Source organism: Rhizobium phaseoli (assembly GCF_001664385.1).
GTDB classification, from domain to species: Bacteria; Pseudomonadota; Alphaproteobacteria; order Rhizobiales; family Rhizobiaceae; genus Rhizobium; species Rhizobium phaseoli.
On sequence record NZ_CP013536.1, the window covers coordinates 447,072 to 470,643 of the forward strand.

A 23,572-nucleotide genomic window follows, 5' to 3' on the forward strand; every position below is an offset into this window, starting at 1 on the left:
TCGTCGCTCAAACCCCCTGAAACATCCGGGCGCGCGCATTCAGTATGTGTTTCTTCATCGCGTCATGCGCTTCGGTCTCCCGTCGCGCGAAGATCGCCTCCACGATCACCGCATGCTCGTCCTGGACGCTGCGGATCTGCTCCGGCGTGCGTTTCAAGCTCAGGCTTCGCGTCACGGAATGGCCGATGGCGAAATGCGGCTTGAACCATTCGCGAACGGTGATGTGAAACTGATTGCCTGTCGCCGCTGCGATCGCGTCATGGAGGGCCTGGTCCTCCTCAGCGCCAAGTTCGCCGTTGCGCAGACATTGCTCGAGCGAAAGAAGGGCGGCCGTTATCCGTTCCTTGTCGGCCGGCTGCCAGTTGCGTGCTGCCAGCTCGGCTGCCTCGGCCTCCAGACCGGCGCGGAACTCGAAGAACCGCTGGACATCGGCGAGCGAGCCGACCGGAACCATTGTCAGCATCGATGAATCCGGGCGCTGCCGGACGTAAGATCCCGAACCCTTGCGCGAGACGACGAGACCGTCGGTTCTGAGCCGCTCCAGCGCCTCGCGCACGACCGGTCGCGATGCTCCGAAATCGCCAGCCAGCCTCGTCTCCGAAGGCAGCCGCTCATTGACGGGAAACGTGCCGTCCGCGATCATCCCCACGATCTTCTCGTAGATGATGTCGCTGAAGCGCGTTGCGCCTCTGTTGGAAACGGCATCGACAGCGACTGTCATTATCGTTCTTTTCTCCCCATTGCGCAGGCCGGCCGGCTGGCGCCGGGATATCTCTGTGGCCCGAAATCCTGCCATGCTGTCGCGACCGTGAGGTGACGGTGACAACATCTCACAGATTTTCGGTCTTCTCATCCCATATCTGCCCTCGGCAAGGACCTTGGCAGGGCATGTGATGCTGAATCGCTATCGAATCTGTAATTATCTGTCAACTCTTGTAATCATCTGGGAACGTGGTTATGGTTTCGTCCGCAGCGCCGAGGAGGGCGCGAAACGGCAGGTTGGGAGCCCGCCGCACCAGCCGGTACAGAAGTTGCGCCGGCCCAAACAGGGAGGAACTCGATGCCCAATGAAATTCTGTCGCGCGGTGTCAGCCGCCGCGCCGTGCTTGGCGGTATGGCCGGCGTTGCAGCGCTGTCCGTCGCCGGTCGCGCTTTCGCTGCTCCGGGAGGCGAGGCGCCGGCGTTAGCGCAACTCGTCAAGGACGGAAAACTGCCGCCGCTCGCCGAGCGCCTGCCGAAAAAGCCGATGGTGGTGACGCCGTTCGAAAAGGTCGGCACCTACGGCGGTACGCTGCGGCGCGGCCTGCGCGGTTCATCGGATCACAACGGCATTCTGCGCATGGTCGGCAACCAGAGCCTCGTGCGCTGGAACCTGGAATTCACCGCCGTGCAGCCGAACCTTGCCGAAAGCTGGGAGGTCAGTGACGACGCGACGCAATTCACCTTCCATCTGATCGAAGGCGTGCGCTGGTCCGACGGCCATCCCTTCACCGCCGATGACATCGTTTTTGCGATCGAAGACTGCGTCAAGAACACCGAGCTCTACAGTTCGACGCCGGCGCAGCTTGCCGTCGCCGGCAAGCCCGTCACCGTCGAGAAGATCGACGATCGTACTGTGAAATTCACCTTCGCGGCGCCGAACGCGCTCTATCTGGAAAATCTCGCCACGCCCCTCGGCCAGCACCCGACGCTGTTTCCCAAGCACTACTGCAGTCAGTTCCTGCCGAAGTACAACCCCAATATCGAGGCCGATGCGAAGAAGGCGGGTGTGACCAGCTGGACGGAGCTCTTCCGCAGCCGCTGCGGCGATATCGAGATCCCGACGCGTTGGGGCAATGTCGATAAGCCGACGCTCGATCCCTGGGTCGTCAAGGAGCCCTATGTCGGCGGCGCGACCCGCGTCGTGATGGCCCGCAATCCCTATTTCTGGCAGGTGGATACATCGGGCAACCAGCTTCCCTATATCGACGAGATCAACTTCGGCATTTCGCAGGATGTGGAATCGCTGATGCTGAACGTCATCTCCGGAAAGATCGACATTCAGGAGCGCCACATCAGCGTGCTCGCCAACAAGCCGACGCTGTCCCAGAACATGCAGAAGGGCGACTACCGCCTGCTGACGCTCGTGCCTTCCGCCTCGCAGCAGTGCCAGATCTACTTCAACATCACCCACAAAGATCCTGCCATGCGCAAGATGTTTGCCGATAAATCGTTCCGGCAGGCGCTTTCGATCGGCATCAATCGCCGGGAACTCATCGACATCGTCTATTTCGGGCAGAGCGAGCCTTATCAGGCCGGACCGCGCCCCACCCACCCCTGGTATCACGAAAAATATGCGCGCCAGTTCACCGAATACGATCCTGACAAGGCAGGCGCCATGCTGGACCAGGCCGGCTACAAGAAAGGTGGCGACGGCATGCGCGTTCGGCCGGACGGGCAGAAGGTGTTCTTCTCGATCGACGTCATTCCAACGCTCTATCCCGATCTCGTCGATGCGCTCGAGCTGGTGAAAACGCATTGGGCCCAGATCGGCGTCGACATGAAGGTCAACACGATCGAGCGGGCGCTCTATTATACCCGCGGCGACGACAACGCCCACGACGCGGCGGTGTGGCCGGGGCCAGGCGGCCTCGATCCGATGCTCGATCCGCGCGATTTCTTCGCCTTCCATCCGCAGGGCTCGCGCTACGCCATTCCGTGGACGCTCTGGTACACCTCCAACGGTGCGCGTGGTGAAGAGCCGCCGGAAAGCCAGAAGAAGCGTATGAAGCTCTTCGACGAGGCGCGTTCGACCGCCGATCTCGACAAGCGCGGCGCGATCATGAAGCAGATCTTCGATATCGCGGCGGAAGAATTCGAGACGGTCGGGCTTTGCCTTGCCGTGGGTGGCTTCGGCATCATACGCAACAATCTGCGCAATGTTCCCGAGAAGCAGCCGGACAGCTGGTCCTGGCCCAATCCGGGGCCGGCGATGCCGCAGCAGTTCACCTTCACGAGCTGATTTTGATCGAGCGCCGTACCGACGGTACGGCGCTTTCTTCGGTTCGCCTTCAAAGATGCCTTGCCGGCGCTGATCGCCGACAGGGCCGGAGGGCGGCGTTCAATGCAAGAGGCGCCTCATGCTGGTCTTTATCGCCAAACGCTTGCTATGGATGATTCCATCGCTTTTTGCCGTCAGTTTTCTCGCTTTCGTGCTGATCCAGCTGCCGCCGGGCGACTATGTCACCACCTATATCGCGACGCTGGCAGCCTCCAACGAGATCGTCGACCAGAACACCGCGGCGCAGCTGCGCGAGCGCTTCGGCCTCGACGATCCGATGCTCATCCAATATTTCAAATGGATCTGGGGCATCCTCTCGCGCGGCGATTTCGGCATCTCCTTCGAATGGCAGCAGCCGGTCTCCGACCTGATCTGGGAGCGCATGGCGCTGACCCTCGTCCTGGCGCTTTCGACCTTGATCGCCACCTGGGCGATCGCTCTGCCGATCGGTGTCTTTTCCGCCGTGCGCAAATATTCGATCGGCGACTATTTCTTCACCGCCTTCACCTTTTTCGGTCTGGCCGTTCCCTCCTTCCTGCTGGCGCTGGTGCTGATGTACATCGCGGCGGTCGAATTCGGCCAGGATGTCGGCGGGCTGTTTTCGCCGCAATACGAGAATGCGCCGTGGAGCTTCGCCAAGATGGTCGATCTCTTCTCGCATCTCTGGCTTCCCGTCATCATTCTTGCCGTCTCCTCGACGGCGAGCCTCATCCGCGTCATGCGCGCCAACATGCTCGACGAACTGCCGAAGCCCTACGTGACGACGGCGCGGGCAAAAGGGCTCTCGGAGTTCCGGCTGCTGATGAAATATCCTCTGATGATCGCGCTCAATCCGTTCATCTCGACGATCGCCTGGCTGCTGCCCAATCTCATCTCCGGCTCGGTGGTCGTCGCCATCGTCCTCAATCTGCCGACGGCAGCACCCTTGCTGTTGCAGGCACTGATGGCCCAGGACATGTATCTGGCGGGCGCCTTCGTTCTGCTGATCTGCGCTCTGACGCTGATAGGCTCCCTGATCAGCGACATCCTGCTTGCGCTGGTCGATCCCCGCATCCGGTTGGAATAGGAGCCTGATATGGCCGACATCACCGTTACAAATCTGCAGCCGGACCGCGCCGCCGTTGCATCGCAGTGGCAGCTGATCTGGTGGGCTTTCCGCCGGCATCGGTTGGCCATGGTGGCGCTCGTCGTTACCGTGCTGATGTATATCGTTGCCCTGGTTCCCGGCTTCTTCGCCATTAACGATCCGAACCTCCAAAATGCGCGGGCGACCTTTCATCCGCCGCAGAAATTGCATCTGATCGATACCGAGAACGGGTTTTCCTTCGGCCCGCATTATTATCCAATGAAGCTGACCCGCGATCCGGAAACCCTGGCGGCTATCTTCAAGGAAGACACGACGAAACGTGTCGACGTGCAGTTCTTCGGGCGCGGCTACGAATATTCGGTATTTGGCCTGTTCAATACCAACATCCATCTGATCGCCTCGCCCGACAAGACCACGCCGCTGCTTCTCTTCGGCGCCGACCGGCTCGGGCGCGATGTCTTCAGCCGGACGGTGCAGGGTTCGCAGGTTTCGCTGTCGATCGGCCTTGTCGGCGTCTTCCTGTCGTTGATGCTCGGCATCGTGATCGGCGGAATCTCCGGATATTATGGCGGCCGCATCGATTTCTTCATGCAGCGCGTGATCGACTTCGTGCTGTCTCTTCCGACGATCCCGATCTGGCTCGCCATGGCCGCGGCCCTGCCGCAGGACTGGCCGGCAACGCTGCAATATATGATGATCACGATCATCCTGTCGCTGACCGGCTGGGCGCAGCTCGCCCGCGTCGTCCGCGGCCGCTTCCTGTCGCTGCGCACCGAGGAATTCGTCGCCGCGGCGAGACTCGACGGCGTGCGCGAAAGGCGCATCATCTTTCGTCACATGCTGCCGAGCTTTGCCAGCCACATCATCGCATCGATCACGCTTGCCGTGCCGGCGATGATCCTCGCCGAAACCTCTCTCTCGTTCCTGGGACTCGGTCTGCAGCCGCCCACCATCTCCTGGGGCGTGCTCCTGCGCGAAGCCCAGAACATTCGCTCGATCGCCACCGCACCCTGGCTCTTCATGCCGGGCTGTGCCGTCGTGGTCGCCGTGATGGCGCTCAACCTTCTCGGCGACGGCCTGCGCGATGCGGCCGATCCCTACAACAAATGAGGCCGGCATGACCGATATCGTTTCCATTGCCGGCAAGCCGCTGCTTCAGGTGAAAAACCTGACCGTGGAATTCCCGTTGCGCACCGGTGTTTTTCGCGCCGTCAACGATCTGTCTTTCTCGATCGAACCGGGCAAGACGCTCTGCGTCGTCGGCGAGAGCGGATCCGGCAAGTCGGTGACCGCCCGTTCGATCCTGCAGATCGTCGATGCGCCCGGCCGAATTGCGGCAGGATCGATCCTCTTGAACGATCAGAACGGCGGCTCGACCGATCTGACCAACCTCAATCCACGCGGGCGCCAGATCCGGGCGATCCGCGGCCGCGACATCGCCATGATCTTCCAGGAGCCGATGTCGTCATTGTCGCCGATCCACACGGTCGGCAACCAGATCGTCGAGGCGCTTCGTCTGCACACCAGGATGAGCAAGGCGGAGGCGCGGGCCGAGGCCATATCGCTGCTGAAGCAGGTCGAGATTCCCTTTCCGGAAAAAGCGCTGGATCGCTATGCTTTCCAATATTCCGGCGGCATGCGTCAGCGTGCGATGATTGCCATGGCGCTGGCCTGCAAGCCGCAGCTTCTGATTGCCGACGAGCCGACCACGGCCCTCGACGTGACGACCCAGGCCGAAATCCTGGACCTGATCGCCCGCCTGCAGAAGGCGAACGGCATGGCCGTTCTCTTCATCACGCATGACATGGGCGTCGTGGCGCAGATCGCCGATGACGTGCTCGTGATGCATAACGGCGTGGCGAAGGAATATGGGCCGGTCGAGCAGATCTTTCATGCGCCGAAAGATGACTATACCCGCATGCTGATCGGTTCGGTGTTGAAGCTGGAGCAGAAGGCCGAAATCCGGCTGGCGCGCGCACCGCTCGACAAGACGGCGGCGCCCATCCTCGAACTGCGCAATCTGTCGATGAATTTCGGCGACGTGAAAGCGCTGGACGATGTCTCCATTTCGCTGCTGCCGGGCGAGACGCTCGGCATTGTCGGCGAAAGCGGATCCGGCAAGACGACGATGGGCCGTTCGATCATGCGGCTGCTCGATCCGACCGCCGGCGAAATCCTCTACCGCCGCGCCGGCGGCGACGTCATCGATCTGGCAACAGCCAAGGGTCAGACGCTTGCCGCTGCGCGGCGGGAATTGCGCATGGTGTTCCAGGATCCGTTCGGCTCCCTCAATCCGCGCATGACCGTTTCCCAGATTATCGGCGAGCCGTTGCTCGTCAATGGCATCGCAAAGGGACGGGCGCTGGACGAGCGCGTCTGCCAACTCATGGAGCAGGTCGGCCTCGATCCGCGGGCGCGCGAACGCTACCCGCACGCTTTCTCCGGCGGCCAACGTCAGCGCATCGGCATTGCCCGCGCCATCACGCTCAATCCGCGTGTCATCGTTGCCGATGAGGCGACCTCGGCGCTCGACGTCTCCGTGCGCTCGCAGGTTCTCGATCTCCTGATGCGCCTGCAGGATGAACTCGGACTCGCCTACATCTTCATCAGCCATGATATCGGCGTCATCCGCTACATGTGCGACCGCGTCGGCGTCATGTACAAAGGCCAGCTCGTCGAAATCGGCGATGCGGAGAAGGTCTGCAATACGCCCGAGCACGCCTATACCCAGGCGCTGATCTCGGCGATCCCGCGCCCCGATCCGCGGGACCGCGATCATTCCAGGCGCTTCCGTTACGTCGCGCCCGACAGTCTGAAGAATGGAAGTTCTCAGAGATGAAAATCACCGGAATCCGCACGTTTCTCATGCATGTCGGCCAGCCCGACCCCTCCAATTGGGCTGCCGACCAGCGGTCTGGCGATCGCACTTCCAAGCAGTTCGGCGGCACCCGAAACTGGCTCTTTCTGAAGATCGATACCGACGAAGGCATCACTGGCATCGGCGAGTGCTCAGGCTGGCCGCGCGTTGTCGAAACGGCGATCCACGACCTTGCGCCGCTGCTCATTGGCGAGGATCCGGCACATATCGAGCGCCTGTGGCAGAAGATGCATATCGCGATGATGGGGCACGGCATGCTCGGAACCGTCGGAGGCGGGGCTATGACCGGCATCGACATGGCCCTCTGGGACATCAAGGGCAAGGCGCTCGGCGTGCCTGTCTGGATGCTGCTCGGCGGCAAGGTGCGGGACCGGATCCCGATCTATTCGCATGCCAATACGCCCGAGCGGGCGCTTGCGCTCAAGGAGCGTGGCATCAGGGCGATCAAGTGCGGTGGCGTCGCCGATCCCGTTCGCAAGGTTGCAGCGCTGCGCGATGCCGTCGGCGACGACATGGATATTGCCATCGACCTGCATGGACCGCCATGGCTGACGCCAGCGGATGCCTGCCGGCTGGTGCGCGCGCTCGAACCCTACGAGCTGATGTGGGTTGAAGACCCGATCGCCCCCGAGAATATCGAAGGCTACCGGCGCATCCGCGACGCCGCCCATGTTCCGCTTGCGGCGGGCGAGCGTTCGGCAACCATTTTCGGCGAACGCGAGCTGATCGAGAGGGAACTGGTCGACGTGATTCAGCCCGATACGGGCCGGGCCGGCGGCATTACCCAGATGAAGAAGATCGCGGCCATGGCTGAAGCCCATCATATCCAGATGGCGCCGCATTCCGGCTCGCTCGGGCCGGTGGCGGAGTATGCGGCCCTGCATCTGCTAGCCGCCATCCCGAACGCTCTAATCCTCGAGCGCCTCGACGATGACTGGGGCGGCCGGCGCCAAACGATCGTGCCGCACCCTGAACAGGTCGACGGCTTGATTGCCGTTCCCGATCGTCCGGGGCTGGGCTGCGATATCGACGAGGAATTCGTCGCCCGCTTCCCCAGCGCCGGCAATGTTTCGGTGCCGCAAGCCGCCGGCGCCTACAATCCCGGCACCGACAACGAGCATGTCTACGTGCAGACGCGCGTGGCACGCCGCAGCTATTTCAATCGCTAGAAGGATAGACTGATGAAGATCGACCGCATGCGGGTTTTCATGACCCGCGACAAGGACCGTCCGCGCGTAATCGTCGCGCTCGATACCGATGATGGGCTCACCGGCTGGGGCGAGTGCTACAATCATGGCCCCGACAAGGCGCTGCCGCCGCTGCTCGATTACCTCTATGGATTCATCTCAGGGCAGGATCCGACGCGCGTCGAATATCTGGTCAACCTGCTGATCCAGCAAAGCCGCTTCCCGCCGGGCGCGCTCGGCCTTGCGGCAATCTCCGCGCTCGATCACTGCCTGTGGGATCTGGCGGCCAAGGCGGCGAACGTGCCGGTTTACAAGCTGCTCGGCGGCGAGGTGCGCGATCGCATCAAGGTCTATGCCGGGGTCTACACCGCGCCCGATGCACCGGCCGCCCGCGACGAGTTCGACCGCCTGAAGGAGGGTTGGGGTTTCACCGCCTTCAAGCTCAGTCCCTGGCGCATCGATATGCATTCCAATCGCTGGGGCAATGTCGTGAAGGCGTCCGCGGATTATTTCCGCTCGCTGCGCGAGACGGTCAGCGACGAATACGAGATCGCCTTCGACGCCCATGCCAAGATTTTTGAGCCGATCGCCGCAAGGCAGCTCGGCAATGCGCTGGCGCCTTACGATCCCCTGTTTTTCGAGGAGCCGCTGCGTCCGGAGAATATCGAGGCCTGGGGTGACCTGAAACAGGGCCTCAACTGCGTGCTGGCAACCGGCGAGTCGCTCTACAACAGGAACGAGTTCCTGCGGCTGCTGCAGGTCAAGGGCGCCGATCTGATCCAGCCCGATATCTGCGTCGTCGGCGGCATCAGCGAGATGCGCCGCATCGCCACCCTTGCCGAAGCCTACTTCGTCGGCGTTGCTCCGCACAACCCGATGGGGCCGCTCGCGACTGCCGTCAACGTGCATTTCTCGGCGGCGGCGCAGAATTTCCGCATCCTCGAATATCGGCTGCCGAAGGGCCAGGCCTATGTTTATGGCGGCCTCGATGTCGAGAAGCGCCAGGGAGAGACCCGGTACGTCGTCGACCCCTACCTGCCGAAAGACGGTTATCTCGAACTGCGTCCCGACCGGCCCGGCTGGGGCGTCGAAATGGACGAGAAGGCGATGGAGGAGGAAGGCTACATCCACTGGCAGCGGCGCGTGCCGAAGCGGCCGGACGGCTCCTACGCCTTCGCTTGAAGACGTTGCTCGAAAATCAGGAACTGGCTGCTGCCGCATGGAAGCGGCCAGTTTCTTTTATGCTCCGATGCATGTCGCCTGGAAGTGTGAAGCGGTTCCGGGACAACGACATGCATACAAAAGGCTTTAAGCATCTCTCGGCAGCACCGAGCGAACCCTTGCGATGAAGACATGGAAATCCTGCATGAATTTGCGAAGGAAATCCGCCGTGGCCTCGTTCGTGACCTCGCCGTCATCGGTGATCAGCCCCGGGGTGAACTGGATGTAGGCTTCCGGGGCATTCATCTGGGGCGAGTTGCAGAAGCTCAGCACGCTGCGCAGATTCTGCTGGGCGACTGCTGTGCCTATCGCGCCCGGCGACGTGCCGATCACCGCTGACGGCTTGCGTGTGAACGAGTTGGTGCCGTAAGGGCGGCTCGCCCAGTCGATGGCGTTTTTCAGCCCGCCGGGTATCGATCGATTATACTCCGGCGTGACGAACAGCACGGCGTCGACAGCGGCTATGGCCGCCTTGAATGCCTTGCCGGCCGGCGGGTAGTCGGCGTCATAGTCGTAACTGTAGAGCGGCAGGTCCTTGAAGGATATCTCCGACATTTCAAGTTCCGGCGGGGCGAACCGTACCAACGCCCTGGCGAGCTTGCGATTGATCGATCCCTTGGCGAGGCTGCCGATGAGATAGCCGACTTTATGCGTGGTCATGGGGTTCTCCAATATCGCGGATCATAGAAGACCTATCACGCAGGAAGCATCGAAGAGGTCTCTTGTTCCTTTAGCGCAGGCATTAATTGTCGACGAAAGTGACCGTCTCGGCGAGGGGCGCGCGGCCCGTACGGGCAAAACTGACTGCGGGGTCCTCGTAGCCGATCGACATGCCGCAGAAGAGAATGAGCCCGTCCGGCGGTGACAGGGCTTCCGCGACTGTCTCGCGAACCTGTGACCATGCCATTTGCGGGCAACTGTGCAGTCCTTCGGCGCGCAGCAGCAGCATGACGGTCTGCAGATACATGCCGACATCGGCCCATTGGGGTGGGCCCAGGTCACGGTCGATGTAGCAGAACAGGGCAGCGGGCGCGCCGAAGCAGTTCCAGTTGGCGATTGCTGCCCGCTGGCGCGCCTCCCAGTCTTCGCGGGCAATGCCGAGCGCGCTGTAGCGCTCCTTGCCGAAGGCGGATCGGCGCTCCCCGTATGGGGACTTCAGCGCGGCCGGGTACATCTCGTACTGCCGCTTGTCCCAGGGGTCGCCGTGGGCCACGCGCTCGACGGCCGAAGTCTTGAGTTCGGCCAGCGATGCGCCGGTCATCACATAGGTGTTCCACGGCTGGATGTTCGATCCTGACGGCGACCAGGCAGCAGCGGACAGCACGCGCTCGAGTATCTCCCTCGCCACAGGCTTGTCTTTGAATCCGCGCACCGACCGCCGGCTTGTGACTGCCTCATAGACGTCCATGATCGCCTCTCCTGACCGTTCCGTTGCTGCTGTGGTTCATTATCTCCATTCGCAATGGAGGCGTAACCACACCCTGGTCTAGGAGGCGTACATCAAACGTTCAGGGGTTGAGCGGCAGGAGCAACATGGTCATTTGATCAGGTGGCTGGCTCGGACGCGTTCTTCCGGAGAGCGACGGCGCGATCCGAAGATATCGGCGAGCGTATCGAGCATCGTCCTCGCCATGCCCGACTGAAGGGAATAATAAATCGTCTGGGCAACCCGTCGTGTCTGCACGAGTCCGTGTTCTCGAAGAATTGCCAGATGCTGGGAAGTCGAAGACTGGCTCAATCCGACTTCATCCGCCAGGTCGGTCACCGACACTTCTCCCTCGGTCAACAGATGCAGAATGTGGAGCCGTTTGGCGTTCCCCATGGCCGACAAGAAGGTTGCCTCGATGTCGAAGGCGTTGGTTTCGCGCGAAGGCGTGGCTGACGATCGAGTGTACAGGCGTGATCTCCTTATGGAATCAAAGCCGGGCATGAAGTCATATCCCTGAGCTTTAATTTAGAGATAACGCATGGGTGCGAAGCCGAAACCCATTGCTGGCGCCGCGGCGTCTTTTTCAACGCGAATCGGATACGGCGCGCATGAATTGGACAGTCTTCATTGGAAAGCGCCAGGCCGAGCTAACGCGAGCCGGCCTGACGCATTTGCGCCGGCAGCGTTTCCCAGGCCCTGATCAGTTCACCGATCGACGCAGCCTCCATCTTGTGCATCACATTGCTGCGATGCAGCTTGACCGTCACCTCGCTGATGCCGAGATCGAAGGCGATCTGTTTGTTGAGGCGTCCGCGCGCCACTTCGTGCAGCACTTCGCGCTCGCGCTGCGTTAACGTCTCCAGGCGCTTGATATTGCGTTTGGCGATCGCGGCTTCGACCCGTCGTTCGGCATCCATCGCAATGGCCGCGGTGACGGCGTCGAGCAGCGTTTGATCCCGCACCGGTTTGGTGAGAAAATCCACGGCGCCCGCCTTCATTGCCTGGACGGTCATCGGAATGTCGCCGTGCCCGGTCAGAAAAATGATCGGTTTGGAAATGCCGTTCTCGGCCAGATGGCTCTGCAGGTGAAGGCCGCTTGCTCCCGGCATGCGCACATCGAGGATCAGGCAGCCGGGGTTTTCCAATATGTCGGCGTCAAGCAATTCACGGGTCGAGGCAAAACTGACCGACTGGAAACCGGCAGACAGGATCAGCTCGGACAGCGCCTCGCGTACCGATGCGTCGTCATCGACGATAACGACGAGCGGCTGGTCCTCTTGATATCTGCACTGCAGCGATAACGACGCCGATCTCCGCAGCAACGGCTGGTCAACTCTCATGTTACCCTCCATCTCTCGATTGATGTAAAGCATTGGCGATAGCCGCCAGCAGGGCCTGGGCATCGAAGGGCTTGCGGAAAAATCCGCCGGTGCCCTGAGCGCGGCCCTGATCGGCGATCTCGTGGCGGCCCGTGATCAAGAAGACCGGCAATTCCGGACGTGACTTCCTGACAAGATCGCGAAGCTCGAAGCCGTCGATACCGGGCATTCCGATATCGGTGATGAGCACATCCAGGTCCGACAACCCGCTGACGAGCAGCGAGCCCGCCGACGGGAAGCCTCGGGCCACATAACCCGCCGATTCCAGAAGGTCGCCCATCGATTCAAGCAGTCTTGGATCGTCATCGACAACGGCGACGACATGTCTTGTCTCGTTCATGTTCAATTCCCCCCCACCCGGCGCGAGTGGGTAATCGGTATTTCCAGTTTCTCCGCGATCCGGACGAGATCGGCGAGCGACGCCGCCGCCATTTTCTGCATCACATTCCTTCTGTGGATCTGCAGTGTCACTTCGCTGATCCCCAGTTCGGCTGCCGCCTGCTTGTTGAGAAGACCGCTGACCACGAGCGGCAGCACTTCGCGCTCGCGCGGTGTCAGGTCGAGATAGTGCCGTTTCAGCATGTCGAGTTCGGCGCGTTCGCCTCTCTTTCGTCGATCCTGGGCAATCGCCGCGTGGATCGCCGCCATGAGATCGGCATCGCTGAACGGTTTGGTGAGGAAATCCACGGCGCCGCTTTTGATCGCACGCACGGAGGAGGGGATGTCGCCATGTCCGGTGATGAAGACGATCGGCGGATGATCCCCGTCGGCGATCTGTCCCTGCAGGTCGAGGCCATTGATGTCGGGCAGTTCGATGTCGAGGATTAGGCAGGCAGGGACATCCGGCTTGTCCATCTTCACGTAATCGCCGGCCGATTCGAAGGCGACGGCACGCATGCCGTGCGAATCCAGCAGCTCGCCGAGCGCTTCACGGATACGTTCATCGTCATCGACGATGAAGACGATATGGTCGTCCGCCGTCATGACGCCGCCTTTGTTTCAATGGGCAATGTAAAGATCAACGTTGCTCCGTGCGGTTGGTTCTTCTCCGCCCACAATCGTCCGCCATGCAGTTCGACGATCGAGCGGCAGATCGCCAGACCCATGCCCATGCCGTGTTCCTTGGTCGTGAAGAACGGCTCGAACATCTTCTCGGGAAACTCCATCCCGTAGCCGCGATCGCTGATTTCGGTCTGGATGGTATTGCCCATATGGCGCACGCGCATCTCGATCGCCTTGTCGCCGGCAACGCCATCCATCGCCTCGATGCCGTTGCGGATGAGATTGATCAGAACCTGCTGGATCTGGGTGCGATCGACGGCGATGAGCGGAAGGTTGTCATCGACCGAAACCTCGATCCGGGCGCGACGGCGCGCCGCTTCGTCCGCCATGAGGCTGCGCGCCTCGTTGACGACGCCTGAAAGCGCCGTATGAACTCTCCTGTCGGCGGATTGTTTGAACAGGGCGCGGATACGGCTGACGACATCCGCCGCCGAGTTGGCGTCGCGGATGATGCGCTCGACCGTCCTTTGCGCCCGCTCCATATTCGGAGGGTCGGCCATCAGCCAGCGCTGGCAGGCATGCGAGTTTGCGACGACGGCGGCGAGCGGCTGGTTCACCTCGTGGGCGATCGAGGCCGAGAGCTCGGCGAGGCTCGCCACCTGGCTCGCCCGCGCAAGGCCCTCGCGCACCTGACGCAGATCCTCTTCCGCCCGAACCTCTCCGTCGATATCGAGGCAGATGACATTCCACTGGACGATGACGCCTTCGGCATTGCGCATCGGCGCAGCGCGTGTCTCGACCCACCGGTATTCGCCGTCGAACCGCCGCAGGCGATGCCTGCGCGCATAGGGCTCGCCGGTGCGCAATGAATGGGCATAATCCAGTTTGACGCTCGCCACGTCGTCGGGATGAACGCCTGCGTCGAGCGTGCCGTCCAGCCGGGTTTTTCCTGTTCCGTCCAATTCTTCCAGCTTGTAACCGAGGAAGTCGCGCAGCCGGGGGTTGCGGTATACCGGTTCTCCGTCGGGGGCCGCGCAATCGATCATCGCCGGCAGCGTTTCGACGATCTGCCAGAGCGAACGCTCCCTCTCGCGCAGCTCCTCCTCGATGCGAAGCTGATCGTCAATGTCATGCGTCAAGCCGTACCATTGAATGATCCGCCCGTTCTCGTCCCTGAGGGGCTCGGCGCTGCCTCTGACCCAGCGATAGACGCCATCGGCGCGCCGCAGGCGATATTGCTTGGAGAAGCGTTCGCCGGTGGCGAGGGAGTGGTGGAGTGCTTCGGTGAGGCTGGCGGCATCGTCAGGATGAACGGCGGCTTCGATGAGAGCTGCAAGCCGGGTTAGACCCGGCATTTTCATATCGATGATGTCGAGACCGAGAAAATCGATCAGGCGCTGGTTGAAGAAGGTCGGCGTGCCGTCCTGGTCAAGCCGCCAGAGCAGGCTCGGAACCATGTCCACCAGTTGCGAGAGCTCGCGCTCGCGCTCGCGCAACGCTTCCTGTGCGCGCATCTCATCGTCGATATCGACTGAGATGACGTACCATTGGGTGATGGCCCCGTTCTGATCCCGCAGCGGCTCGGCGCGGCCGTCGACCCAGCGATAGGCTCCGTCGAAACGGCGCATACGGTACTTGATCGAGAAGGGATCGCCGCTGACGAGCGAGCGGTGAACCGTCTGAAGCAGCCTTGGTGCATCATCGGGATGGACAAGTGTATTAATGACGGCCGACAGGCGGCTCACGCCCGGCTGATCCATGTCGCCGACGTCGAGGCCGAAGAAGTCGATCAGGCGTTTGTTGAAGAAGACAGGCTCGCCTGTCGGTGTCAGCCGCCTGATCTGGGCCGGGACCATGTCCACGAGCTGCGACAGCTCGCGCTCGCGGTCACGCAGGGCCTCCAGCGCACGCACCTCCTCGTCGACATCAAGGGAAACGCCGTACCACTGCACGACCTTTCCGTCTTCATCACGCCGCGGCTCCACCCTGCATTCGGCCCAGCGGTAGACGCCGTCTTGTTCGCGCCAGCGAAACCGCATCGCGGTACCGTCGCCGCTTTCGAAGCACTGCCGCAAGGTGCGCTGAACGTCGGGCGCATCTTCGGGATGGATCAGCTGCTGCAGCAGATCTTCGATGCTCGGCTCGCCGGCAGCGTCGAAATCGGCAATGACGGCGCGAAAATGGTCCTGATACCGTTTGTTGAAGTAGATCGAGCCGCCGGTGGGCTCGACGCTCCACACGCGGACCGGAACGGCATCGATCATCTGCTGAAGCTGCCGTTCGCTTTGCCGGAGCGCCTCTTCGGCATGGACCTGATCGTCGATGTCGTGGCAAAGCCCATACCACTGGAGGACATTGCCGGCCTGATCCCGCAGCGGTTCGGCGCGGCTCGACATCCAGCGATAGACGCCGTCGGCCCGGCGCAGCCGATAGCGCATGGCGAAGGTCTCGCCGGTGAGGAGGCAATGGCTGAGCGCTGTCCTGAATTCAGCTGTATCGTCGGGATGCACGATGGCCAGAACGACCGCTTCCAGCCGGCTCATATCCGGCTTGTCGGAGTCCGCCACATCAAGGCCGAGGAAGTCGACCATGCGCTTGTTGAAGAAAGTCGGCTCGCCCTCGGGCGTCAGTCGCCAGACGTGGCTCGGCACCATGTCGACGAGTTGTGAGAGTTCGCGTTCCCGTTCGCGCAATGCCTCCAAGCTTTGATGCAGTGAAAGGGTCGCCAATTGATGCTGACGGGAAATGGCGGCGACAATGAGCGCCGAAAGAGCCGAGATGGCCAGAAAAAGCTGCAGCATGATCTGCTTGTTTTTCTGCGACTCCGGATCGCCCGCAAATTGGCCGGCGCCCGTTATCGTGAAGACCGCCGTTATCAGTGCCAGCAGCACGAGCGAGACTGCCGCTCCCTTGAACTCGAAGCGGACCGCGGCCCACAGGAGAGGCGGCATGATGATGTAGGCGAAGGGCAGGTAGCCGCTCAGCGAAAGAGCGGCAACGGCGAGGAAGATAAGTCCGAGAATACAGGCTTCCATCCATTGTGTTTTCGAAAGCTGCGGTCTGCCGCGCCAGTTGTGGAGCACGACGAGCGCCAGCGGCGCCACGATGAGGACGCCGGTAGCATCGCCGATCCACCAAAGAGGCCATGCCGTCATGAAGGATTGCGACAGGATGCTGAACCAGGCAAGCGTCGCACTTCCCACCGTCGCACTGACGATCGGGGCAACCCCGGCGCCGAGCGCGACGAAAGTAAGGACTTCCTGCAGGCTTTCCAGCCGCACCGGCCGTTTCAAGACGCGGTTCACCAACCAGGCCCCGACCAGCGCTTCCAGGGCGTTGCCGACATAGATCAGAAAGGCGGCAGCCGGTGGACTATGAAACCACAGGACATTGCTGAACATCTCTGCCAGACAGCCGCCCAGCACCCACCACGGCCAGCTGTAGCCGGAGCTGAGAATAAGCGTCGCGATGAACAGCCCGCTCGCCGGCCAGATGGAAATGCCGGTTCCAGGCACGATCGCCAGAGATTGAGCAAAGCCGCAGGCAAGCACATAAGCCGCAATAAAGAAGCTCAGATGCAAAAGCCTGGGACGATGCGACCAGACGTTCATCATCAGCTGCTCCTGCCGGACAGAAATAACCGGCGGGTTGTCAGCATTTGCGGTGGTTGTTTTTGATTTTGGGGCCGGCGAGCTCATGTTCGAACCGTAATCCTGCCTCACCACAACCGCAACTCATGGAAACCCATGCATTGCGCGTGAGGTAGCCGGATATCGGAGCAAAGGGATACCTGAGTCCGCTTTATTCGATGGCGCACCCTATACCGGAGGCTGGCTCACCTAGGCCCAAGGACTAGGACGCCGGACCTCCGGTACGATGGAAGCTCTCTGACTTTCCGGTCATTGTCGGCTGAACCGCGAGCATTGGGCTGAGATGGAGAGGGTCGATATGAAGATCATGGTAGCGGGAGCAAGCGGTTTAGTCGGAACGCAACTCACGGCGAAACTGCGCCGGGCAGGCCACGATGTCACGGTCGCATCGTTATCGCTTGGTGTCGATACGGTGACCGGCAGGGGCCTCGAAGCGGCGATGGCGGGAAACGAAATCGTCATCGATGTCACCAATGCCGCATCATTCGGCGATAGTTCGGCGTTCGATTTCTTCAGAACATCGACGAAGAACCTGCTCGCCGCTGCGGCCGGAGCCAATGTCAGGCATTATCTCGCGCTCTCGGTCGTCGGCACGCCCTACCTCGTCGAAAGCGATTATTTCCGCGCGAAACTGGTGCAGGAAAATCTCATCCGTGCTTCCGGCCGAGGCTACACGATCCTCCGCTCGACGCAGTTTTACGAGTTCATCAACGGCTTGATCGAAATCGGTGCCGAAGGCGACGTCCTTCGCTTGCCCCCCGCGGCAATGCGGCCGGTCGCCGCCAGTGACGTCGCGGCGTTTCTGATGGAACTGGCAGCGGGAAGTCCCGTCGGCGATATCGTCGAGATCGCTGGCCCGGAACAGTTCGGAATGGACGAAATCGCGCGGATTTATCTCGCCGCAAACGAAGACCAACGGCCGGTGATGACCGATCCGTCCGTTCCCTATTTCGACGTCGAATTGACCGGCAATGTGCTGCTTCCCGGTGCCGGCGCCCGCACGGCGAGCCAGATGCTCTCCAACTGGCTCTTCCAATCGATGGCCGCCTAACGGCCGGTTTGAAATTGCTGCGCGAGGTAATACCTTTCGAAAAGAAGGCATTACTGAGCTGCGAGAATGGCCACGACCGTTACCGCCAAAGGCAGGTCACCATCCCGAAACCGGTCCGGGACATGCTCGGCATCGTTGCCGGCAGCAGGGTCGATTTTCATCGCGCTGCCGATGGCCGGGTGGTTCTGGTGCGCGCTGTCGACGCAGGGTGTCGGGCGCTATCGCACTTATTTCCCCTCCCTGAAATTGATATCGCCGGATCTTTAAGCTGGCGTTTTGCGGCGTGAGCCAGATTTCAAAAAATCTTCATGAAGCCCAAGGTTGAAAATCTCCGGTCCTGCTCCAAGTCCGGTCGGCGGTCGCCGAAACGGCAGGGGAGGGGCACATGGGCAACAGGAACAGCGAGCGGATCCGCGGGGTCAAATCGGTCTTGGAACTCCTTGTTGTCCTCTTCTGCCTTCTATCCTGCCCGCAGGCACTCGCCGCATCCGCAGATATTGGCGGGCTGACGGTGACGCTGCCCGATGCTGCTTCCGGTTGGAGGAAGGCCGGCAAAGGCGATCTCTTCATGCTGCAGAAGGATTTCCCCGAAACGGAAGACGACAAGCGCGGCAGCGCACTGATCCAGATCTCCAAGCCGCTCTCGGGCGGGCGCAATTCCCTTCCGGCCGGCGTGAAGAGCTTCGTCGCATCGCTGCCCGAGATGGCCAAGGAAGATATCCTGATCAAGCATTACGGGGTGACCATAAATGGCCACGATATCCGCGTGGAGGAACGTTGCTGCGTTCAGCAGGAGAATGTCAGCATCAGCCAGATCGTCGTAGGCGTCGCCAACGACAAGCGGCAGGCCTATCTGCAGCTCGTGCTCTTGAACCTCAAAGGCGACAGAAGTCAAAGCGCCGAGGCCGATTTTGAAGCTCTCGTGCGCTCGGTGAAGCTCGATCCTTCGGATAAGGATTTCGATCTCGTTCCTGCAAGCGATGACGGCGGGCTCGACGGCGTCTTTACCCATCTCGATACCGGTGTCCGCCCGAATGTCTTCGGCGGCGTGGATTTCTATTCTGATAGCGAGATCACCATGTTCGAGCCGAAGGGACTGTTCAGCACGAAACTGCCGAAGGGTGGCCGGAGCATTGTCGAGCACTGTAGGGAAAACCCATCCGACTGCGGCCTTTACAAACTCACCGGTGGTGGCCTTTTCTCCTCTGCCGGATCGATCGAAATGCGCAGCCTCACCTCGGCCTATGGCACGATTGAGATCGAGACGAAGCCCCTTTCGAAAAAGGGCGATGATCTGGTAATCGACGGAGACGATTATCGCGCAGTGCCGCCATTCCGGGACGGCGCGACGCTCGACGGCGCATGGGTCTACACCTTCGCTTCGAGCGGCATGACCGCAACGTCGTCGGGATCAGTTGCCGCCAGCAATAGGCTGACGCTGCATAAAAACGGCACTTTCGAACGCAGCCGCTGGTCCGGCGCTTCGATGACGAACGAAATCGGCGGATCGCAGTCGGGGATGACGGCGTCGGGCGATCGGCCGGGCTCCAGCGGACGCTATAGGCTTTGCGGCTATCGCCTCGACCTGACCGACGCGACCGGCAAGACGGAGAGCCTGAGCATTTTCGAACCGGACAAGAGTTCCGACGGGCTCCTGGTGATCAACGGCAACAACTATCTGAAAGACGACGGGCAGTAGTCGGCCCGGGCCTTTCCGTCCCGCCCGCGGCATTGCCATAATTTTATGAATTTCATGTGCATGACCGATGGCGCGAGCCGTGGCCTTCAGCCCTCGCTCGGATGGGAATCACCCGCCGATCGGTCCGCGAATTGCCAGATTTCCGAACCCGTTTCGTGTGCGTCGAGGCGTGGTCCGGTTAACCATTTGTAATTCGCTCACGAATCGCGGCATATAGTAACTGCGCAACTGAAGCGCTTTCGTTCAAAATTGCGCAGTTACTTGGGAAAACGATCATGCAGCCGAGTCTTGCTCTTCAAGACGATCAAGAGCATCTCCCGTCGCTTCTAGCAACAGATGCGAAGGAGTTGTCCTATCAGCTTCAGCAGCATCAGGCAAAAATCTTCCCGCCGCTTTCCCAGAAGACGATGCGCACTTTCTCGCCGGCGGAAGCGGCAGCCTTCATCGGCATCGGCGAAGGTTATCTCAGGCAGGTCGCCGCCGACGGCCACGGGCCCGATCCGCTCGCAAACGGACGCCGACTTTACAGCGCAACCGACATGGACCGGATCCGCCGCGTTCTCGACGAGCGAAACGGAACGCCGAAATATGTGCCCGCCCGCAAGCCTGGAGAAAAGCTCCAGATCGTCTCTGTCATGAATTTCAAGGGCGGTTCGGGCAAGACCACCACGGCTGCTCATCTGGCGCAGTTCATGGCGTTGCGCGGTTACCGCGTGCTTGCCGTCGACCTCGATCCGCAGGCCTCCTTATCCGCCTTGTTCGGCCATCAGCCGGAGTTCGACGTCGGCGAAGGCGAGACGATCTACGGGGCGATCCGATACGAGGAACCACGCCCAATCGCCGATATCGTGCGCGCAACCTATACGCCCAATCTGCATCTCATTCCGGGAAATCTCGAATTGATGGAATTCGAGCATGAGACGCCGAAGGCGATGGCTTCCGGAAGGGCGGAGACGATGTTCTTTGCGCGTATCGGCGAGGTGCTGACCGAGATCGAAAGCCTTTACGACGTCGTTGTCGTCGATTGCCCGCCGCAGTTGGGATTCCTGACGATGTCGGCGCTCTGCGCAGCGACCTCGGTATTGATCACGGTCCACCCGCAGATGCTCGACGTCATGTCGATGTCGCAGTTTCTGACGATGACAAGTGAACTGATGTCGGTCGTCGAAAGGGCCGGCGGGCGCACCAGCTATGACTGGATGCGCTATCTTGTGACGCGCTTCGAGCCGAACGACGGGCCGCAGAGCCAGATGACCGGCTTCATGCGGGCGATCTTCGGTAATCGAATGCTTCACAACGCCATGGTGAAGTCGACAGCGGTTGCCGACGCCGGCGTCACCAAGCAGACGCTTTACGAGGTCGAGCGGTCTCAATTCACTCGCGGAACCTACGACCGGGCGCTGGAATCGCTCAATCTCGTGAACAGCGAGATCGAGGCGCATATTCGCTCGACCTGGGGAAGGAAATAGATAGATGGCGCGCAAGAACCTGATCGAGATTTCCGCCCCGAACCCGGCAAGGGTGGAAGCGGTCGCACCGCGCGACAATCGTCCGATTGCAGGCTTCGTGCCGCAGGAGCGTAGCGCTGCACCGGTCGGCGGCATCACCAAGACGCTCGGCAACATTACCGAAAAAATGGAGCGTGCGAGCGAGCTCGAACGGCAGCTCGCCGCCGGCCAGGCCATCGTCGAACTCGACACCGGCCTGATCGACGCGTCCTTCGTCAGCGACCGGTTGGCGATAGATGCGGCCGAACTCGCGCAGCTTGTCGAGCAGATCCGCGAGCATGGGCAGCAGGTTCCGATCCTCGTCCGTCCGCATCCGGAAACCAGGGGACGCTACCAGGTCGCTTACGGCCATCGCCGCCTTGCCGCCACCAAAGAGCTCGGCATCAGGGTGCGCGCGGTCGTCCGCGACCTCACCGACGGTCAGCTGGTCGTCAGCCAGGGACAGGAAAACAGCGCCCGAACCAATCTTTCTTATATCGAGCGCGCGCTCTTCGCCTCGAGGCTCGAGGAGCGCAGCTTCGGCCGCGATGTGATCATGGCGGCGCTCGCCGTCGACAAGGCGGCGCTGTCGAGAATGCTGATCGTCATACGGCAGGTTCCCCTCGATCTCATAAACGCCATTGGCGCGGCGCCCGATATTGGCCGCCGACGGTGGCTGGAGCTCGGCGAGCGGCTTGAGAAAGCCGACGTCGGGAAGATCCTCGCAGAGTTGTCCGCGGACGACGCGCGCAGAATGTCAAGCGATGAGCGGTTTCAGCGGGCGCTCGTTCTGGCAACAAAGACGACGGCCGTGCAAAGGCCGGCGGTGGCCAGAACCGAAGTCAGTGGCTTTCCCGTCATGATCAAGAAGACAGCCGCGGGTGCGACCTTCGTCTTCGACGGCAAGATGGCGCCGGGCTTCGATCAATTCGTCCAGGAACGGCTGCAAAGCCTGTTCCAGGAGTTCAAAAAGCACAGAGGAGCGTAGCGCGCAAAAGAAAAAGGCCCCCAACGACGCCGTCGTGGAAGCCCTTCTCAGATCTTAAGCACATCGAGAATCGCATTTCCACGAATCACAGTCAAGCGTCTTAGGCACCAAATTGGCGGATCGTTTTCTTTTGCCTGAACGAAGGTGAAGGCAATGGAGAGTGGATATGTGACGACGCCCTTTGGGCGGCGGCCGATGTCGCTTGGCATGCTGGCGAGCCAGCAACTGGCCGAGACGATCGAGCCGGGGATGAAGCGCAGCAAGTGGAAACTGTTCCGGGCGATCTGCGAGGCGCGGCCAGCGCTCGGCGTAACCGATCGGGCGCTGACGGTGCTCGACGCGCTTTTGACCTTCTATCCCGATGACGAGATTTCTGAGGAGAAGGGCCTGATCGTCTTTCCGTCGAATGCGCAGCTGTCGCTGCGTGCCCGCGGTATGACGCCGGCGACGCTGAGGCGCCATCTTGCCGTCCTGGTCGAGGCCGGCCTGATCCTGCGCAAGGACAGCCCGAACGGTAAGCGCTATGCCCGCCGCGACAGGGCAGGGGCGATCGGCGAGGCCTTCGGCTTCAGTGTCGCTCCGCTTCTGGCCCGCGCCGTCGAAATCGAAAACCTTGCGGCCCAGGTGATTGCCGACCGGGAACTGCTCCGGGCGACGAGAGAACGCCTGACGGTCTGCCGGCGCGATATCTCCAAGCTGATCTCCACGGCCATCGATGAAGCCGTTCCCGGCGACTGGGAGCAGATGATGATGATGTTTCGCGATCTTGTCGCCAGGATCCCGCGTATGGCTGGCATCGAAGAGCTGGTATCGTTGCTTGACGAAATGGGCCTGCTGCGTGACGAAGCGGTCAACCTGCTGGAAAGACACATTAAACGAGAAAAAATAGACGCCAATGAGTCTCAAAATGAGCGTCACAAACAGAATTCAAACCCCGACTCCACCTCTGAAATTGAACCACGCTTCGAAACGAAGCAGGGCGAAACGGCGGTGACAAACAACGAAGGGATGGCCGAACCGCTGGATGTGGGAAGGCAGAAACCGCCGAGACCTTCCGCCGGATATGCTGGCAGAATGCAAGGCGCCGCCGATCCGGTCGCCGGCCACAGCCTGAAATCCTTCCCGCTCGGCCTCGTCCTGCAGGCCTGCCCTGCTATTCTCGATTATGGGCCGGGCGGCGCGATGGGTAATTGGCGCGACCTGATGTCGGCTGCCGTCGTCGTCCGCTCGATGCTCGGCGTCAGCCCCTCGGCCTATGAGGAAGCCTGCGCCGCCATGGGGCCGGAAAACGCCGCGACCGTGATCGCCTGCATCCTGGAACGGGGAGGACAGATCAACTCGCCCGGCGGCTATCTCCGCGATCTCACCCGCAGGGCCGAGAGAGGCGAATTTGCGATCGGACCGATGCTGATGGCGCTGGTGCGGGCCAATGGCGGGGTAAGGCGACATGCCGGCTGATGGATTTCAGCTGCAA

Annotated in this window: 19 protein-coding genes and 1 pseudogene; 12 read left to right on the forward strand and 8 right to left on the reverse strand. The window is 61.3% G+C overall.

Annotated features, from left to right (window positions below; genetic code table 11):
• Positions 1-7 precede the first annotated feature (7 nt).
• The gene (locus AMC88_RS29240) at positions 8-721 is read right to left on the reverse strand and encodes a FadR/GntR family transcriptional regulator (RefSeq protein WP_012489932.1); all 714 of its coding nucleotides are present in this window, start codon (positions 719-721) and stop codon (positions 8-10) included.
• A 339-nt stretch (positions 722-1,060) separates the two neighbouring features.
• On the opposite strand from AMC88_RS29240, the gene AMC88_RS29245 reads away from it, so the two are divergent.
• The 6 genes from AMC88_RS29245 (at position 1,061) to AMC88_RS29270 (ending at position 9,374) form a co-directional block, all read left to right on the forward strand.
• Entirely contained in the window at positions 1,061-3,001 is a 1,941-nt protein-coding gene (locus AMC88_RS29245) for an ABC transporter substrate-binding protein (protein ID WP_064830195.1), read from the forward strand.
• 118 nt (positions 3,002-3,119) lie between these two features.
• Complete coding sequence (locus AMC88_RS29250; protein WP_004679120.1) at positions 3,120-4,106, forward strand: ABC transporter permease; 987 nt, start codon at positions 3,120-3,122, stop codon at positions 4,104-4,106.
• Positions 4,107-4,115: 9 nt separating this feature from the next.
• A complete protein-coding gene (locus AMC88_RS29255) occupies positions 4,116-5,237 on the forward strand; it encodes an ABC transporter permease (protein WP_004679118.1) in 1,122 nt (373 codons plus the stop codon).
• A 7-nt stretch (positions 5,238-5,244) separates the two neighbouring features.
• Positions 5,245-6,966, forward strand: coding sequence for an ABC transporter ATP-binding protein (locus AMC88_RS29260; RefSeq protein ID WP_064820275.1), 1,722 nt, complete (start codon positions 5,245-5,247; stop codon positions 6,964-6,966).
• Complete coding sequence (locus tag AMC88_RS29265; RefSeq protein WP_064820274.1) at positions 6,963-8,174, forward strand: mandelate racemase/muconate lactonizing enzyme family protein; 1,212 nt, start codon at positions 6,963-6,965, stop codon at positions 8,172-8,174. Before AMC88_RS29260 ends, AMC88_RS29265 begins: the two co-directional genes overlap by 4 nt.
• A 12-nt stretch (positions 8,175-8,186) precedes the next feature.
• The gene (locus AMC88_RS29270) at positions 8,187-9,374 is read left to right on the forward strand and encodes a galactarate dehydratase (protein WP_004679111.1); all 1,188 of its coding nucleotides are present in this window, start codon (positions 8,187-8,189) and stop codon (positions 9,372-9,374) included.
• A gap of 126 nt (positions 9,375-9,500) precedes the next feature.
• Here the strand turns inward: AMC88_RS29270 and AMC88_RS29275 are convergent, their stop codons facing one another.
• From AMC88_RS29275 to AMC88_RS29305, 7 genes are all read right to left on the reverse strand, one after another.
• Positions 9,501-10,073, reverse strand: coding sequence for an NADPH-dependent FMN reductase (locus AMC88_RS29275; RefSeq protein ID WP_004679109.1), 573 nt, complete (start codon positions 10,071-10,073; stop codon positions 9,501-9,503).
• A gap of 82 nt (positions 10,074-10,155) precedes the next feature.
• Complete coding sequence (locus tag AMC88_RS29280) at positions 10,156-10,821, reverse strand: nitroreductase (protein WP_004679108.1); 666 nt, start codon at positions 10,819-10,821, stop codon at positions 10,156-10,158.
• Positions 10,822-10,950: 129 nt separating this feature from the next.
• The gene (locus AMC88_RS29285; protein WP_010020497.1) at positions 10,951-11,343 is read right to left on the reverse strand and encodes an ArsR/SmtB family transcription factor; all 393 of its coding nucleotides are present in this window, start codon (positions 11,341-11,343) and stop codon (positions 10,951-10,953) included.
• A 146-nt stretch (positions 11,344-11,489) separates the two neighbouring features.
• Positions 11,490-12,182 (reverse strand): response regulator transcription factor, encoded by a 693-nt coding sequence (locus AMC88_RS29290; RefSeq protein WP_004679105.1) that lies wholly within the window; start codon positions 12,180-12,182, stop codon positions 11,490-11,492.
• A 1-nt stretch (position 12,183) separates the two neighbouring features.
• Positions 12,184-12,561, reverse strand: coding sequence for a response regulator (locus AMC88_RS29295; protein ID WP_004679103.1), 378 nt, complete (start codon positions 12,559-12,561; stop codon positions 12,184-12,186).
• 2 nt (positions 12,562-12,563) lie between these two features.
• A complete protein-coding gene (locus tag AMC88_RS29300; protein WP_012489926.1) occupies positions 12,564-13,205 on the reverse strand; it encodes a response regulator transcription factor in 642 nt (213 codons plus the stop codon).
• The gene (locus AMC88_RS29305; protein ID WP_064830196.1) at positions 13,202-16,837 is read right to left on the reverse strand and encodes a PAS domain-containing protein; all 3,636 of its coding nucleotides are present in this window, start codon (positions 16,835-16,837) and stop codon (positions 13,202-13,204) included. The genes AMC88_RS29300 and AMC88_RS29305 overlap by 4 nt, the downstream gene beginning before the upstream one ends.
• Before the next feature lie 334 nt (positions 16,838-17,171).
• Between AMC88_RS29305 and AMC88_RS29310 the strand changes: the two genes are divergently transcribed.
• The 6 genes and pseudogenes from AMC88_RS29310 (at position 17,172) to repC (ending at position 23,556) form a co-directional block, all read left to right on the forward strand.
• Positions 17,172-17,924: an SDR family oxidoreductase gene (locus AMC88_RS29310; protein ID WP_004679097.1), complete on the forward strand. Its 753-nt coding sequence runs from the start codon at positions 17,172-17,174 to the stop codon at positions 17,922-17,924.
• Positions 17,925-17,990: 66 nt separating this feature from the next.
• Positions 17,991-18,211, forward strand: a pseudogene (locus AMC88_RS32820) (AbrB/MazE/SpoVT family DNA-binding domain-containing protein).
• Between the two features lie 98 nt (positions 18,212-18,309).
• Positions 18,310-19,623 carry a hypothetical protein gene (locus tag AMC88_RS29315; RefSeq protein ID WP_064830197.1) on the forward strand — a complete coding sequence of 438 codons (1,314 nt, stop codon included), beginning with the start codon at positions 18,310-18,312 and terminating at the stop codon, positions 19,621-19,623.
• Positions 19,624-19,898: 275 nt separating this feature from the next.
• Positions 19,899-21,092, forward strand: coding sequence for a plasmid partitioning protein RepA (gene repA, locus AMC88_RS29320; protein ID WP_037145828.1), 1,194 nt, complete (start codon positions 19,899-19,901; stop codon positions 21,090-21,092).
• Between the two features lie 4 nt (positions 21,093-21,096).
• Complete coding sequence (gene repB, locus AMC88_RS29325; RefSeq protein WP_064830198.1) at positions 21,097-22,098, forward strand: plasmid partitioning protein RepB; 1,002 nt, start codon at positions 21,097-21,099, stop codon at positions 22,096-22,098.
• 153 nt (positions 22,099-22,251) lie between these two features.
• Positions 22,252-23,556 (forward strand): plasmid replication protein RepC, encoded by a 1,305-nt coding sequence (repC, locus tag AMC88_RS29330; RefSeq protein WP_037145832.1) that lies wholly within the window; start codon positions 22,252-22,254, stop codon positions 23,554-23,556.
• The last annotated feature ends 16 nt before the right edge of the window (positions 23,557-23,572 follow it).

Bases quoted from the DNA above. Each gene is read 5' to 3' on its own strand.
- AMC88_RS29280 (WP_004679108.1), bottom strand. From the start codon at position 10,821: ATGGACGTCTATGAGGCAGTCACAAGCCGGCGGTCGGTGCGCGGATTC.
- AMC88_RS29245 (WP_064830195.1), top strand. From the start codon at position 1,061: ATGCCCAATGAAATTCTGTCGCGCGGTGTCAGCCGCCGCGCCGTGCTT.
- AMC88_RS29315 (WP_064830197.1), top strand. From the start codon at position 18,310: ATGGGCAACAGGAACAGCGAGCGGATCCGCGGGGTCAAATCGGTCTTG.
- repB (WP_064830198.1), top strand. From the start codon at position 21,097: ATGGCGCGCAAGAACCTGATCGAGATTTCCGCCCCGAACCCGGCAAGG.
- AMC88_RS29300 (WP_012489926.1), bottom strand. From the start codon at position 13,205: ATGACGGCGGACGACCATATCGTCTTCATCGTCGATGACGATGAACGT.
- AMC88_RS29240 (WP_012489932.1), bottom strand. From the start codon at position 721: ATGACAGTCGCTGTCGATGCCGTTTCCAACAGAGGCGCAACGCGCTTC.
- AMC88_RS29310 (WP_004679097.1), top strand. From the start codon at position 17,172: ATGAAGATCATGGTAGCGGGAGCAAGCGGTTTAGTCGGAACGCAACTC.
- AMC88_RS29260 (WP_064820275.1), top strand. From the start codon at position 5,245: ATGACCGATATCGTTTCCATTGCCGGCAAGCCGCTGCTTCAGGTGAAA.
- AMC88_RS29250 (WP_004679120.1), top strand. From the start codon at position 3,120: ATGCTGGTCTTTATCGCCAAACGCTTGCTATGGATGATTCCATCGCTT.
- repC (WP_037145832.1), top strand. From the start codon at position 22,252: ATGGAGAGTGGATATGTGACGACGCCCTTTGGGCGGCGGCCGATGTCG.
- AMC88_RS29255 (WP_004679118.1), top strand. From the start codon at position 4,116: ATGGCCGACATCACCGTTACAAATCTGCAGCCGGACCGCGCCGCCGTT.
- AMC88_RS29275 (WP_004679109.1), bottom strand. From the start codon at position 10,073: ATGACCACGCATAAAGTCGGCTATCTCATCGGCAGCCTCGCCAAGGGA.
- AMC88_RS29290 (WP_004679105.1), bottom strand. From the start codon at position 12,182: ATGAGAGTTGACCAGCCGTTGCTGCGGAGATCGGCGTCGTTATCGCTG.
- AMC88_RS29270 (WP_004679111.1), top strand. From the start codon at position 8,187: ATGAAGATCGACCGCATGCGGGTTTTCATGACCCGCGACAAGGACCGT.
- AMC88_RS29285 (WP_010020497.1), bottom strand. From the start codon at position 11,343: ATGCCCGGCTTTGATTCCATAAGGAGATCACGCCTGTACACTCGATCG.
- repA (WP_037145828.1), top strand. From the start codon at position 19,899: ATGCAGCCGAGTCTTGCTCTTCAAGACGATCAAGAGCATCTCCCGTCG.
- AMC88_RS29295 (WP_004679103.1), bottom strand. From the start codon at position 12,561: ATGAACGAGACAAGACATGTCGTCGCCGTTGTCGATGACGATCCAAGA.
- AMC88_RS29265 (WP_064820274.1), top strand. From the start codon at position 6,963: ATGAAAATCACCGGAATCCGCACGTTTCTCATGCATGTCGGCCAGCCC.
- AMC88_RS29305 (WP_064830196.1), bottom strand. From the start codon at position 16,837: ATGATGAACGTCTGGTCGCATCGTCCCAGGCTTTTGCATCTGAGCTTC.